The sequence below is a fragment of the Microbacterium sp. NPDC055903 genome (assembly GCF_053615555.1).
In genome coordinates this window covers 45777-59223 of the sequence record NZ_JBSHCA010000002.1, presented here as the reverse complement: position 1 = coordinate 59223, position 13447 = coordinate 45777, and the positions used below count along the sequence as shown (strand labels likewise).

The 13447-nt window shown below is 67.5% G+C and carries 15 protein-coding genes; 8 read left to right on the top strand and 7 right to left on the bottom strand.

Features of this window, described 5'->3' with window-relative positions:
* Window positions 1-92: 92 nt before the first annotated feature.
* Together ACWGJP_RS09625 and ACWGJP_RS09620 are read right to left on the bottom strand one after the other, a co-directional pair.
* Complete coding sequence (locus ACWGJP_RS09625) at window positions 93-473, bottom strand: hypothetical protein (protein ID WP_452329571.1); 381 nt, start codon at window positions 471-473, stop codon at window positions 93-95.
* Window positions 474-517: 44 nt separating this feature from the next.
* Window positions 518-1138 carry an SGNH/GDSL hydrolase family protein gene (locus ACWGJP_RS09620; RefSeq protein WP_452329570.1) on the bottom strand — a complete coding sequence of 207 codons (621 nt, stop codon included), beginning with the start codon at window positions 1136-1138 and terminating at the stop codon, window positions 518-520.
* 104 nt (window positions 1139-1242) lie between these two features.
* Here ACWGJP_RS09620 and ACWGJP_RS09615 point away from each other — a divergent pair, with 104 nt between their 5' ends.
* The gene (locus tag ACWGJP_RS09615) at window positions 1243-2157 is read left to right on the top strand and encodes a methyltransferase family protein (RefSeq protein WP_452329569.1); all 915 of its coding nucleotides are present in this window, start codon (window positions 1243-1245) and stop codon (window positions 2155-2157) included.
* Between the two features lie 74 nt (window positions 2158-2231).
* Window positions 2232-3272: an NAD(P)-dependent alcohol dehydrogenase gene (locus ACWGJP_RS09610; RefSeq protein WP_452329568.1), complete on the top strand. Its 1041-nt coding sequence runs from the start codon at window positions 2232-2234 to the stop codon at window positions 3270-3272.
* A gap of 19 nt (window positions 3273-3291) precedes the next feature.
* Here the strand turns inward: ACWGJP_RS09610 and ACWGJP_RS09605 are convergent, their stop codons facing one another.
* Window positions 3292-4047: a DeoR/GlpR family DNA-binding transcription regulator gene (locus ACWGJP_RS09605; RefSeq protein ID WP_452329567.1), complete on the bottom strand. Its 756-nt coding sequence runs from the start codon at window positions 4045-4047 to the stop codon at window positions 3292-3294.
* Window positions 4048-4110: 63 nt separating this feature from the next.
* On the opposite strand from ACWGJP_RS09605, the gene ACWGJP_RS09600 reads away from it, so the two are divergent.
* The gene (locus tag ACWGJP_RS09600; RefSeq protein ID WP_452329566.1) at window positions 4111-4482 is read left to right on the top strand and encodes a DUF4406 domain-containing protein; all 372 of its coding nucleotides are present in this window, start codon (window positions 4111-4113) and stop codon (window positions 4480-4482) included.
* Between the two features lie 19 nt (window positions 4483-4501).
* On the opposite strand, the gene ACWGJP_RS09595 is transcribed toward ACWGJP_RS09600, so the two are convergent.
* The 4 genes from ACWGJP_RS09595 to ACWGJP_RS09580 all read right to left on the bottom strand — a co-directional run bounded on the left by ACWGJP_RS09595 (window position 4502) and on the right by ACWGJP_RS09580 (window position 8126).
* Window positions 4502-4813, bottom strand: a complete 312-nt coding sequence (locus ACWGJP_RS09595) for a DUF7882 family protein (RefSeq protein WP_452329565.1) — start codon at window positions 4811-4813, stop codon at window positions 4502-4504.
* Window positions 4814-5023: 210 nt separating this feature from the next.
* On the bottom strand, window positions 5024-6049 hold the full coding sequence (locus ACWGJP_RS09590; protein WP_452329564.1) for a methionine synthase: 1026 nt from the start codon (window positions 6047-6049) through the stop codon (window positions 5024-5026).
* 27 nt (window positions 6050-6076) lie between these two features.
* A complete protein-coding gene (locus tag ACWGJP_RS09585) occupies window positions 6077-7051 on the bottom strand; it encodes a putative oxygenase MesX (protein ID WP_452330360.1) in 975 nt (324 codons plus the stop codon).
* Between the two features lie 124 nt (window positions 7052-7175).
* Complete coding sequence (locus ACWGJP_RS09580; protein WP_452329563.1) at window positions 7176-8126, bottom strand: LysR family transcriptional regulator; 951 nt, start codon at window positions 8124-8126, stop codon at window positions 7176-7178.
* Window positions 8127-8286: 160 nt separating this feature from the next.
* On the opposite strand from ACWGJP_RS09580, the gene ACWGJP_RS09575 reads away from it, so the two are divergent.
* From ACWGJP_RS09575 to ACWGJP_RS09555, 5 genes are all read left to right on the top strand, one after another.
* Complete coding sequence (locus tag ACWGJP_RS09575; RefSeq protein WP_452329562.1) at window positions 8287-9516, top strand: MFS transporter; 1230 nt, start codon at window positions 8287-8289, stop codon at window positions 9514-9516.
* A gap of 24 nt (window positions 9517-9540) precedes the next feature.
* Window positions 9541-10014, top strand: coding sequence for an SRPBCC domain-containing protein (locus tag ACWGJP_RS09570; protein ID WP_452329561.1), 474 nt, complete (start codon window positions 9541-9543; stop codon window positions 10012-10014).
* Window positions 10011-10343 (top strand): ArsR/SmtB family transcription factor, encoded by a 333-nt coding sequence (locus ACWGJP_RS09565; RefSeq protein ID WP_452329560.1) that lies wholly within the window; start codon window positions 10011-10013, stop codon window positions 10341-10343. The genes ACWGJP_RS09570 and ACWGJP_RS09565 overlap by 4 nt, the downstream gene beginning before the upstream one ends.
* Window positions 10344-10586: 243 nt before the next feature.
* Window positions 10587-12050 (top strand): S10 family peptidase, encoded by a 1464-nt coding sequence (locus ACWGJP_RS09560; RefSeq protein ID WP_452329559.1) that lies wholly within the window; start codon window positions 10587-10589, stop codon window positions 12048-12050.
* Window positions 12050-13441, top strand: a complete 1392-nt coding sequence (locus tag ACWGJP_RS09555; protein ID WP_452329558.1) for a S10 family serine carboxypeptidase-like protein — start codon at window positions 12050-12052, stop codon at window positions 13439-13441. Before ACWGJP_RS09560 ends, ACWGJP_RS09555 begins: the two co-directional genes overlap by 1 nt.
* Window positions 13442-13447: the final 6 nt, after the last annotated feature.

Below are 13447 nucleotides of genomic sequence, written 5' to 3'. Positions count from 1 at the left end.
CCGACGCCCCGAGACCGCGCGGCGGTCATGCCCAGGCTCCGCCGAGACTCCCGGCTACGCTGCAGTGCGGTTGTTCGCCAGATCCGGACGGGTCACCAGATCCGGACGGGCTCCTCGTAGGGAGGGCGATCCGACCCGCCCCAGCGGTCGGCCTCCGCTTTGGCCGCCCCGGCCGCGGCATCCGCGCCCCGCAGCGCGGCCTTCGCCTCAGCGGCACCCACACGGGTCGGATCGATACGCACCGCCGTCCTCGGACCATCCGCCGTCGCGGTGATCGTCGTGGCGAGCACGCGCCCCTGCCAGATCGAAACGCGCCCGCTGGGCTCCTCCGCGCGCTGGTAGTGAACCCCCGTCTCGAGGTCGGCGATGGCCACGACCGTGTTGGCCGCGTCGCGACCGACCTGCTCGGTGACCTCGACGAGGTGACCGACGGGTAGCGGCGCCGAGGCCATCAGCACGATCGTTCTCTCCATGGCTCCACTCTAGGAACCCGCACGCCGTTGCGCGAGAGCGCACCTCAGGCGCCGAAGGCCTTCAACCACGCATCCGCGATGAACCGGTGGCCGTCTGCGGAGGGGTGCACGCCATCGGGAGCGACCGTCTCGGGAGTGCTCTGCGTCGCCGATGCGGTGAGCGGTGCGTCCAGATCCACGAAGACAGCGTCGAACTCCGCGGCAAGACGCCGCAGCACGGCGATCTTCGGGTCGAGATCCTCCCGGTAGTGCAGCTTGTCCGCGACGGGGAGGAGGAAGGGCTCGACGATGACGAGCTGCGCCTGGGTGCGATCGCGGATCGTCGTGAGGATGGTTCGAAGGTTCTCCTCGAACTGCTCGGCGCTCGTCGCCTCGTCCCTGTCGTATCGCCGCCACACGTCGTTGATGCCGATGAGAATGCTGACGACGTCCGGAGCCTCGCCGAGCACGTCGTCCTCGAGCCGGGCGATGAGGTCGCCGGTGCGGTTCCCGCTGATCCCGCGGTTGATGACGGCCGTTCCGGGGCTGACGTCTTCGAAGTGCTCGGCGATGACGCGGACGTAGCCGTGTCCGAGGCCCTGCGGGTCGTCTCGGCGTCCGGCATCCGTGATGCTGTCGCCGAAGAAGAGGACGGTACGGGTCGGAGCGTCGCTGCTCGTGGTCACGGGAGAGGTCCGTTTCTTTTCGTCGGGGGATTCGACGCGAAAGCGCGCCGCGTGCGACATCATACTGGCCTCGACCGGCGCACCTCTCTCCTAGACTCGACCGCATGCCGCGCTCCCCCGACGTCACTGCGGGGCGATGGTACTTCGCCGTTCAGGCGCTGCTCGGTGCCGCGTGGTGGAGCATGGTCTTCACCACGGATGCTGTTCGCAGGCTCACGCTCGGCGAGCTCGATCCGGTCCTCGTCGCGGCGCTCGACATCCCCCTCTTCGTGATCGCCTCGGCACTGGTCGCTCTGGGGATGTGCTGGGCCGTCTGGATCGTGGTCCCCTGGACTGCGCTCGTCGCCGTCTGCATGGCGACATACGCAACCATCACCACGTCGGCCGGGTGGGGAGCCCTGCTCATGGTCGGCGCCGCCGTCGCCGGGGCGGGCGCCGGCTTTCTCGTCGTCTTCGGCCGCTTCCCCACCGAGCGGATCCTGCGCGGTCCCTTCGCCTTCCGCCCCGCGGCTCCCGGGACCACAGGTCGCCACGTCCGTCGAACCGTGCTGCAGCTCATCGTGTTCTGGGGCGTCTTCCTCCTCCTCGCGCCGGCCGTCATCGCAGCAGTGGAGCGGCGCTGGAGGCTCGACATCGACCTTCCGTTCGGCGTGCGCGCGGCGGGGGCAGTCGTCCTCATCGCAGCCAGTGCCCTGGGTATCTGGTCCGCCCTGGCGATGTCGACGCGCGGCGCAGGAACGCCGCTCCCGTCCGAGACCGCGAGCCGCCTCGTCGTCTCAGGGCCATACCGGTTCGTCCGCAATCCGATGGCCGTCGCCGGCATCACCCAAGGCGTCGCCGTCGGAATGCTCGCCGGATCATGGCTGGTCATCCTCTACGCCCTGTGCGGATCTGTGATGTGGAACGCGCTCGTCCGACCCCTGGAAGAGGACGATCTCGAGCGGCGTTTCGGCGACGACTTCCGCGCCTACCGTGATCGTGTACGGTGCTGGGTGCCACGGCTCGGCCGAGGACGTTGAAGGACCCGCAGGGCAGCGCTTCCGAGCGCGGATGATCCTTCTGTCCGCGCACCGCCGCGACATTGACTGCCGTCATGCGCGCTCTTCAGATCGTCGGTCCAGGTCAGCTCGAGATCCGGGAGGTACCGGTCCCCGAGATCGCCTCCGATGAGGTTCTCGTCAAGGTCGCAGGCGCGGGCCTGTGCCACTCGGACATCCACGTCCGCCACATGCCGGTGTTCCCCTGGCCCTCAGCGCTGACGCTCGGACACGAGACCAGCGGTCACGTCGCCGCGGTCGGCAAGGACGTCGACGGTTTCGCCGAGGGCGACGCCGTGCTCGTCTACCTCATCTGGTCGTGCGGGCACTGCCGTTCGTGCATCGAGGGCCGTGACAACGTGTGCATCAGCGCCGCCGGTCGACACAACTACCCGCCCACTCCGGGTCTCGGCCCCGACGGCGGGATGGCGGAGTACATGAAGGTGAAGGCCCGCTACCTGGAGCCGCTCGGCGATCTGGACCCGGTCACCGCGGCACCGCTGGCGGATGCCGGCCTCACGCCGATACACGCGATCAACGGTGCCCGTCACCGCCTCACGCCCGGCTCGACCGCCGTCGTGATCGCTCTCGGCGGCCTCGGCCACATCGGTCTCCAGATCCTCGCGGCGACGACGGGAGCACGCATCATCGCGCTCGACATCGACGAGCAGAAGCTCGCGGCGGCGAAAGAGCACGGTGCCGATGTGGTGCTCAAGAGCGATGCGGATGCCGCGGCCGCCGTCCTCGAGCTCACGGACGGCTACGGCGCAGATGCCGTGTTCGACTTCGTCGGCGTACAGCCCACGGTGAACCTGGCGACTTCGATCATCGCGCCGGACGGCGCGCTGCGCTTCGTCGGCCTCGGCGGCGGGACGTTCCCCTATGCGGCCGACTCCGACACGATGACAATCCCCTGGGGTGTGGACATCCGGCGTTCCTTCGGCGGCACCCGCACCGATCAGCGCCAGGTCCTCGACCTCGCGCGGCTCGGCCGGGTGTCGGTGGACACGGTCACCTACGCGCTGGACGATGGGATCCAGGCGTTCGACGATCTCGAGGCCGGCAAGGTCCAGGGGCGGGCGATCCTCGTTCCCTGAGCCTGCACCGGGGCCTCGGTCAGGCGGTGAGCACAGGCGTTCCGCGTTCGGCGATCGCCTGCAGCGCGGGATGCTCTGAGGGAGCATCCGTGATGATGCCGGCGACCTCGTCGATGCCGAGGACGGTGAAGGGCGAGGCCGTGCCGACCTTCTCGTGACTGGCGAGGACGTACGTGTCCGCAGCACGTGCGGCGATCATGCGCTTCATCGCCGCGTCGTCCGCATCGCCGGTCGTCAGGCCCTGGTCCGGATGCACGCCGGTGACCCCCAGGAGGAACACGTCGGCCCGGATCCGCTGCACGGCGTCGGCGGCCGCGGCGCCGCTTGCCACGGCGGAGTGCCGGAAGAGTCGGCCCCCGATGATCTGGACATCCACCGCAGGCGCATCCAGCAACGCGAGGGCGACGGCCGGGCTGTGGGTGATGACGGTCATCGGACGATCGCGCGGCAGCATCCTGGCCACCTCGAGCGTCGTCGTCCCGCCGTCAAAGAAGACGGTCGCCGAGGGCGCAAGAAGCTCGACGGCCCGCGCGGCGACCTTGTGCTTGCCCTCCGCGGCGATCGCCGTGCGCGTGACGTAATCCGCCACGGCAGGAGAGACCGGGAGCGCTCCCCCGTAGACCCGTTGGCAGAGCCCCGCAGCGGCGAGGTCGCGCAGGTCTCGGCGGATGCTGTCCTCGGAGAGGTTCCATTCGATGGCGAGATCGCGTGCGACGACGCGCCCATCCGCGTGCAGACGCTGCAGGATGAGGTCTCTGCGTTCGGGAGCGAGCATGAACTGCCTTCCGGTTTATGCATGAAATTGCACGCTTGTGCATGTTGTGATGAAGTATACGCCATGACCACGAAACCGCAGATGATTCTGATCGCCGGCCCCTACCGCTCCGGCACCGATGACGATCCCGCCCGTATGGCCGAGAACCTGCGCCGTCTCGAAGAGGCGGCGTGGCCGATCTTCCAGGCGGGACACGTCCCCATGATCGGCGAATGGGTCGCCCTCCCCGTGCTGTCCAGCGCCGGAGCATCCGGCCCGCTCGACCCGCTCGCGAAAGAGGTGATGTACCCGACCGCTCAGCGCCTGCTCGAGCACTGCGATGCCGTGCTTCGCCTGCCAGGAGCATCGACCGGGGCCGACGAGGACGTGCGGATCGCACGCATCAAGGGTCTCCCCGTCTACACGGATATCAGCGAGATCCCGCCTGCGGCGTGACGGCGGGTTCGCCGCCCCGTCACTCCGGGGCGTCTGTCACCTCGTCGACGAGGCAGATGCCGCCGCTGGAATTCGCGGAGTTCATGAGCGCGTGGATCCATGCCTCGTTCAACTGTGGCGGCTCGGGCTCGTCGAACACGAACTGGATCGGGATGGAAGGGTGCAGCCAGATGGTCGACCGACCGGGCGGCTGCTCCTCGGGATGGATCCAGGACAGGGTGAAGGACTCCTGCCGGCGCAGCTTCGTCGTGATCACCAGCTTGAGGTGCGCGAGCGCCCGGTCGTCGAGAACGATCGGGCGATCCTCTCCGTCATAGATCAACTTCCCCATGCAGGCACGCTACGCCCGTCGCCCTGCGTATGCGAGAGGTTGTGACCGGCGGTCTCCACGGATGGGGGAATCGGAGACCGCCGGCGCATCGGGCACCCTCCTCCCGAGGCCCCGCCGAGACGGTTCCTCCGGTACCACCCTCCCGACCGTATGCAGAAGCATCGCGCGATGGCAGGGGGTTGCCCTGCACCCGAGTTTCAGAGTATGGATTCAGGAGAGCTCGGCACGCAGGAGCGCTGCCCCCGCCTCGAGCGCGATCATCTTGTCCCGTGCGACGCCGCGGGGCAGCGGCGCCATCCCGCAGTTGGTGCTCGGGAGGAGCTTGTCGGCATCCACGTACGGAAGCGCGCTGCGCAGGGTCGCGGCGACCTCTTCAGGCGTCTCGATGGTGTTGCTGGCGACATCGATGGCACCGAGCATGACCTTCTTGCCGCGCAGCAGCTCCGTCAACCCGACCGGCACATGCGAGTTGTGGCACTCCAAGGAGACGATGTCGAGCGTCGAACGCTGCAGCAGGGGGAACGACTCCTCGTACTGGCGCCACTCCTCCCCCAGCGTCGCCTTCCAATCGGTGTTCGCCTTGATCCCGTAGCCGTAACAGATGTGCACCGCGGTCTCGCAGCGGAGCCCCTCGGTCGCGCGCTCCAGGGCGGCGACGCCCCAGTCCTTGACCTCGTCGAAGAAGACGTTGAAAGCCGGCTCATCGAACTGGATGATGTCGACGCCCGCCGCTTCGAGCGCCCGAGCCTCCTGATTCAGGATCGTCGCGAATTCCCAGGCGAGCTTCTCGCGGCTCTTGTAATGATCGTCGTAGAGCGTGTCGATCATCGTCATGGGGCCAGGCAGAGCCCACTTGATCGGCTGGTCCGTCAGCGCGCCAAGCCGCTTGGCGTCCTCGGCGAAAACCGACTTCTCGAGCCCGACCGCGCCGACGACGGTCGGGACGCTCGCGTCGTAGCGGTCGCGGATGCGCACGGTCTCGCGGCGCTCGAAATCCACGCCGTCGAGGTGCTCGATGAAGGTGGTGACGAAGTGCTGACGGGTCTGCTCGCCGTCGCTGATGATGCTCAGCCCCGTGCGGCGCTGCTCATCCGCCGCCAGGGCGAGCGCGTCGTGCGTGCCCTCGACCAGCTCGTCATCGTGGAGCTTCCACGGCGACCACAGCTTCTCCGGTTCCGAGAGCCAGGAAGGCTTGGGAAGACTGCCGACGATGGAGGTGGGCAGGAGTGCGCTCATCGATGTTTCCTCAGGAGTTTCTTGCGATCAGGCGGGCTGCCGAGCGGCCCATTGCTCGATGACGGCGCCGTACGGCTCCATCAGGCTCACCTCGGTGAACTTGCCCTGCGTGACGGCCAGGCGGCTGCGCTCCTCGCGGTCGTAGGTGACCTGCGTCACGGAATGACCGTTGTTCTCCAGGCTCGGCTGATAGACATCGGCGGCCGAGGCGTTCGCGTTGTAGATCTCTGGGCGGTAGATCTTCTGGAACGTCTCCATCGTGGCGATCGTCCCCGCCAGCGCGAGCGGGGTGTAGTCGGCCAGCAGGTCGCCGCGGTGGTAGAAGGCCAGCGGAGCGACGGATCCGGGCGGCATGAAGTAGCGGACCTTCAGGCCCATCTTCCCGAAGTACTGATCGGTCAGCGAGTACGCGTCCTGCTGGTACTCGACTCCGAGGATCGGATGCTCGTTCACGAGGCGCGTATAGGTGCGCGACGTCGACACGCTGATGCAGATCACAGGGAGCTGAGCGAAGCGCTCACGATAGGCATCCGAATCGAGGAATCTCTCGAACACCTGACCGTGCAGGTCGCCGAAGTCGCTCGGGATGCCCGTACCTGGCGCACTCGCGGGGAGACGCACGCTGAAGTCGTAGTCGCGGATGTAGGAGGAGAAGTTGTTTCCGACGATCCCGTCGATGCGCGCGCCCGACTGGTGATCGAGGACGTGCACATCGAGCACCTCGATGATCGGAAACGCCGTGTCGTCGCCAGCGGCGGCGATCTGCAGGTCGACCGAGACGATGTCGAGCTCGACGGAGTAGCGGTCCCGACGAGGATTGTCCCAGTGCACCAGCTCATTGAAGCGGTTGTCGATCATCGCGAGCGCCGTGCGGAGGTTCTGCTGGCGGTTCTCACCGCGCGCGAGATTCGCGAAGTTCGTCGTCGTCCGGGAGCTCGCGGACGGCGAGTAGTCCTCGTCGAAGCGGGTCGTGCTGATGCGGAAGGCGCATGCCTCGGTCATGGTGATGTGCTGCCTCGGTGTCTCGGGATCCTCGGAATCGCGCGGGGCGATCGAGACATCAGCGTATTCCGACCCATCGGCCATAGCCCCATCAGCATTTCATGGGCCCCGTCAGAGGAATCAGCTATGCCAGAAGCTCGACCCCGAAATCGGTGACGACGTGACCCATCTCGTCGACGAAACGCTGGGCCTGGCCGGACAGGGCGATCGAGGACTGCCCGATCCAGCCGATCTCAATGCGCTCGTCGATGTCGAGCGGGACGGCGATGATGGACGGGTCGAGGTCATCGGAGATGATGCCGGTGGAGATGGTGTATCCCCCGAGACCGATCATGAGATTGAAGATCGTCGCCCGATCGCTCACACGGATGTCCTGCTTCGACGAGCGCGTCGAGAGGATCTCCTCCGCGAGGTAGAAGGAGTTGTTCGCGCCCTGGTCGAAGGTGAGGCGGGGCAGGTCTTCGAGGTCGTCGAGAGTGACGGATGCTCGCTGCGCGAGCGGGTTGGACCGGGCGATGAAAATGTGCGGCGTCGCGAGGAACAGCGGCGTGAAGACGAGACCGGAGTCGCGCAGTAGCTTGTCGATGACGTTCCGGTTGAAGTCGTTGCGATACAGGACCCCCAGCTCGCTGCGCAGCGTGCGGACGTCCTCGATGATCTCCCAGGTGCGAGTCTCGCGAAGACTGAAGGCGTACTCCGCGGCATCCGAGGCCTTCACCATCCGCACGAACGCGTCAACGACGAAGGAGTAGTGCTGTGCGGAGACGCCGAGGAGCCGGCGCGAGGGCGGGCGTCCGAGATAGCGCTGCTCGAGGAGCTCGGCCTGCTCGACCACCTGGCGCGCGTAGCCGAGGAACTCGGCGCCGTCCTCGGTGAGCGTCACCCCCCGCGACGAACGAGTGAAGAGCGTGCAGCCCGTGCGACTTTCGAGATCCTTCAGCGCGGCGGACATGGTGGGCTGCGCGACATAGAGGAGGTCGGCGGCCGCGCTGATCGAGCCTTCAGCGGCGACCTCGATGAAGTACCGCAGCTGCTGCAGGGTGATCCCGCGGGCGGGAGCGCTTTCTCTGGGCATAGGGAGAGCCTATTGCATGGCCTGATTATCGACAGCCCCTTGATATCGAGCATAGGAAGGCCCTGCCGATCCGCCCGCATTGTGCATCCACCGGGTTGCAGGTTGTGGAGGATCGTGACATGCTGACTAGCAACCCTGCAGTTGCAGTCAGGAGGTTCCGATGTCCGATCGATCGTACGGTCCTGGGACAGCACGCCGAACGCGTGCCGCGCTCGGCGTGCTGTTCGCGGGGACGTTCGTGATGGGATGCGCCGAGATGCTCGTCGCAGGCATGCTGGACCTGATCGCCGCGGACCTGGCCGTCCCGCTCTCCGCGGTGGGAGCACTGGTGTCGGCCAATGCGCTCGGGATCGGCATCGGCGGCCCGCTTCTGACGATCCTGACGGCTCGCCTCGGGCGCCGCCCTGTCCTGCTGAGCGCTCTGGCCGTGTTCATCGTGCTGAACCTGCTGCCTGCGCTCGGCGCGAGCCTCGAGATCTTTGCCGCCGCCCGCTTCGTGATCGGCGCCGCAGAGGGGGTGTTCATCGCAGCGGCCATCACCACGGCGACATCCATCGTGCCCAGGGATCGGGTGGGGCGCGCCATGGCGGTGGTCATCTCCGGGTTCGCCGTCTCCGGCGCCGTCGGGATGCCGCTGGGCCGCGTGCTCGGCGAGAGCGTCGGCTGGCGGGCATCGTTCATGGCCGTCTTCCTGGCATCCGCCGCGGCCCTCCTGCTGGCGGTCTTCGTCGTCCCGCGCGTGCCGGCGCAGCGCGAGGTCGGGATGCGGGACCAACTGCGATCCGCGCTCGCACCGCGCGTCCTCGCCGCACTCGCCGTCGGCACGCTGCTGTTCGCCGGGTCCTCGGCGGCTCAGACCTACCTCGTGCCGTTCCTGGAGGGCGTGGCCGGCATCTCGGGGGCGCAGATCGGAGTCTGCCTCGCAGGAGTCGGGATCGCCGCCGCGGTCGGGTCCTTCGCAGGAGGCAGATTCGCGGATGCCGGGGCGGCGCGTGCACTGATCTTCGGCACGGCCTTCGTCACCGCTGCGCTTCTCGCACTGGTGCTCTGGGGATCGAACGCGATCATCGCGGTCGGGGCTCTTCTGGTGCTGAGTGCGTGCGCCGCGAGCATAGCGAGCCCGTGGCAGCATCGGGTCGAGCACCTCGCCGGGCCTGGCGCCGTGTTCGCTGCGTCTCTGCCTGCGTCGGCGTCGAACCTCGGCGATGCCGCAGGCGCCTTCGCCGGCGGACAGGCGATCGACGTCAGCGGTATCCCCGCAGCGATCGGCGCGGCCGCGATCCTCGCTTCAGTGTCGGTCGTCATAGCGATCGCCACGCGCGCCCTGCGCCCGTCGGCATCAGCCCGGATATCCGCATCGGAACGACCGGAGCCGGCCGCCGGCCGATGACTCCGCACGAGAGAGAGGAACACGATGAGCAACACGCAGAATCCCCAGGCGGTCGTCGACGCCGACGACTTCGCCGTACGTCGCACGATCCGCATCGCCGCGCCGCGGGAGAAGGTGTGGCGCACCGTCACCGAACCCGAGCTGATCTCGCAGTGGTTCGGCCACGTCACCCTCACCGGTACGGGTGCCGGCGCGACCGGGTCGATCGGATGGCCAGGCGGGCAGCTCATGCCGTTGCGCGTGGAGTCCATGGACCCACCGACGACAGTGTCCTACCGCTGGTGCAACGAAGACGACCGCGTCCCGGAGACGATCGACGAGGAGCACTCGACGGTTTTCACGTTCTCGCTCCTCGAGGATGACGGCGGCACCCTGCTCACGGTCGTGGAGACCGGGTTCGAGCGCAGCGGAGATCCGGCGGCGCACATGGCCGATCATCGTGACGGCTGGGATGCCGAGCTCGACAAGCTCGTCGCCCTGCTCGAGGAACGCGCGTGAACGACACGGCGATGCGGGACAGGACCGTGCTCGCCATGTGCAGTGCACTTGCCGACGAGACCCGTTGGAGCATCCTCACCGCCCTCGGCGAGGGCGATGCCTCGGCATCCGCCCTCGCCCGGCGCCTGCCGGTGACACGGCAGGCCATCGCCAAGCATCTCGCCGTGCTGCACGAGGTCGGGCTCACCGAGACGGTTCAGGTGGGACGCGAAGTGCGGTACCGGGTCATCGGAAGCGGACTGAACGCCATGGCCCGTCGCCTCGACGCCATCGCGGCGGAATGGGATCGCCGTCTCTCTGCCATCAAAGAGATCGCGGAGAACCTCTGAAGCGCCTCTCGCGAGACAGAGATGGCCGAGCTGTGCCGGGACAGGAACACCATCGGTCGTACGCGAAGGACCGGCTGAGCGGATCTGGATAGGATCACCGCTGAGCGCGAGATCTCTCCGGCTCCCGGGCGAACCACAGGTCGGCGGGCACTCGAAGCCCCTGTCGCGCACGTCAGGTTGTCGAGCATGATGCAATCCTGATAGAAATAACTGTATTGAATTACATTATTCGCGAGGAGTGCCGTGAACGAACCAGAGCTGCAGGGCACGTACGATGTCGAGACGTTCACCTCCCGGCGACACCGCCTCACTACGGGCGACCGCACGCTCGAGTACCAGGCAGGAGCCGGCACCGTCATCGTCCGGGATGACGACAACACCCCTCTCGCCAGCGTGTTCTACACCTCCTACATCGCCGATCGAGCGGAAGGAGCGCCGCCGCGACCGGTGACCTTCCTCTTCAACGGCGGCCCCGGCTCGGCGAGCCTCTGGCTCAACATCGGCGGATTCGGCCCCAGGCGCACCCCCACGAGCACGCCGAAGGCCACGCCGCCGGCACCCTATGTCTCCGGCGACAACCCCCACACGCTGCTCACGGAATCCGACCTCGTGTTCATCGACGCACCCGGCACCGGCTACTCGCGCCTCATCGGCGACACCACACCCGCGCAGGTATGGGGTGTCGATCAGGACGTGGACGCGTTCGCGAAGGCCATCACCCGCTGGCTCACGATCACGAACAGCTGGAACGCACCGCGCTTCCTCTTCGGGGAGTCGTACGGCACCACCAGGGCGGCTGCTCTCGTGCACCGGCTGCAGAACCAGGGGCTCGATTTCAACGGCGTCGTGCTGCTGTCGACGGTGCTGAACTGGGGCGAGAGCAATCTCGGCGGGCCGCGCGAATACATCAACCTGCTTCCCTCGTTCGCCGCAACAGCCTGGTATCACGGCAAGGCCCGCACGGACCACCGCGAGCTCGAGCCGTTCCTCGTCGAGGCACGAGAGTTCGCGATGGGGCCGTTCGCGGCTGCATTGCTGCAGGGCGACCTGTTGCCAGCGGACGAGGAGAGGTCCGTCGCCGAGCGCATGAGCGCCCTGGTCGGGCTCGATGCGGAACTGCTCGCCAAGAACCATTTCCGCATCGGCATGGAGCAGTACCGCTACGCGCTGCTCGCCGACGAGGGCCGCGTGATCGGTCGCTTCGACACCCGATTCACCGCGGAGCATCAGTATGTGGTCGGCGGTGGCTCACACGATCCGGCCACAGACGACGCCGCGACCGCCGGGGTGAACAGTGCCCATCTCTCCACCTACCGGGCGCACCTCGTCGATGACATCGGCTACACGAGCGATCTGCATTACCGTCACCTCCACAACATGCCGATCTCTCGCGCCTGGGACTGGCGGCATAAGGCCCCCGGCATCGATACCCCGCAACTGGTGCCGGACGTCTCACTCGATCTGTCCGCCGCCGTGCGTCGCAACCCTCACCTGCAGGTCTTCGTGATGGGTGGCTTCTACGACCTCGCCACCCCCTTCTTCGGCCCCGAGGTCGATGTGGCGCACCTCTATCTCGCACCGACGCTGCGGGAGAACATCCGCTTCACGTTCTACGAATCCGGCCACATGACCTTCGTGGATGAGAACGCTGTCACACGGATGAAGAACGACCTCGACGACTTCTACCGCCACGCCACCGCACGCTGATGGTGCTCAAGGAGGCGGCCCATCGCATCGGAGACCTCGACTTCGTCCTCCGCCACGAGGAGCTCCCCCTGCGGCGCTCGGACGGCGAGCCGCAGGGGATGCTCTCCGCCTTCAGCTACATGGTCGATGCCCCAGGGCGCCCCGTGATGTTCCTCATGAACGGCGGACCGGGTGTCTCCTCCGCCTACCTGCATCTGAGCGGGATCGGCCCATGGCGGGCGCGCATCCCGACAGATCTCGAGGATTCGGGGCTCCCGCCCTACGACATCGAGGAGAGCCCATCGACGATCCTCGATGTCGCCGATCTCGTCTTCCTCGACGCCCCGGGCACCGGATTCGGCGTGTTCGCCGATGGTGCGGATCGCTCGCTGTTCCGCAGCGTGGAGGGTGACGCCGATGCGATCTCGGCCGCGATCGGCGATTGGCGTGACCGCCACGCCCGCTGGGACTCCCCCACCTACTTCCTCGGTGAGAGCTACGGCACGCTGCGTGCCGCATTCCTGGCGACCTCCGGGCACGGGACGGACACGGCGCCGCTCAGCGGCATCGCGCTGCTCGGCCAGGCTGTGAACATTCAGGAGACCCAGGACAGGCCCGGGAGCATCGTCGGCGCCCTCGCGAATCTGCCGTACAAGGCGGCCACCGCGTGGTACCACGGCCTCGGATCGAGGGAGCACGCGTCCGTCGAGGACGCGATCGCGTCCGCGCTGGCGTTCGCAGGCGGTGACCTCGCCCTCGCGATGCTGCAGGGCGACGGCCTGCCGGCACACGAGCGCGAGCACATCGCCGCACGTCTGTCAGCGATGATCGGGATTCCCGCCGATGAGCTCGTCCGCGATCGACTCTGGATCAGCAAGAACGATTTCCGCGCGCGGCTGCTCCCCGGGCGGACGCTCGGCGTCACCGACAGCCGTTACTGCGCACCGGCCGCCGACCGCCGCCTCGGCGAACAAGACCACGACCCCGCCGATACGGCCCTCTCCCCCCGATACGTGAGCGGACTGTCCCGGCTGCTCATCGAGGCGCTCGGATCGGTTCCTGGGCAGCCCTACCGTTTCGTCGACCCGGAGGCCGGACGCGACTGGGAATGGCAAGAGCGAGGCGGAGCCGCCTTCCCCACCTATGGTCGGCCTTCACCGTTCCACACCTACCCGTACCCCGCGCACCTGTCCCGTTGGATGAAGCAGAACTCGCAGGCGCGGCTGTTCATCGGTACCGGTATCTACGACGCCCTGACGACGGTCGGCGCCGCCGACCATCTGCTGCGCCACTTCGACCTGCCTCGCGAGCGCATCACGTCGCGCAGATACGGCGCCGGACACATGATGTACAGCGATGCGGAGGTCGCGGGCGAGCTGAACGCCGACTTGCGCGCCTTCCTGACGCACTGAGGCGAG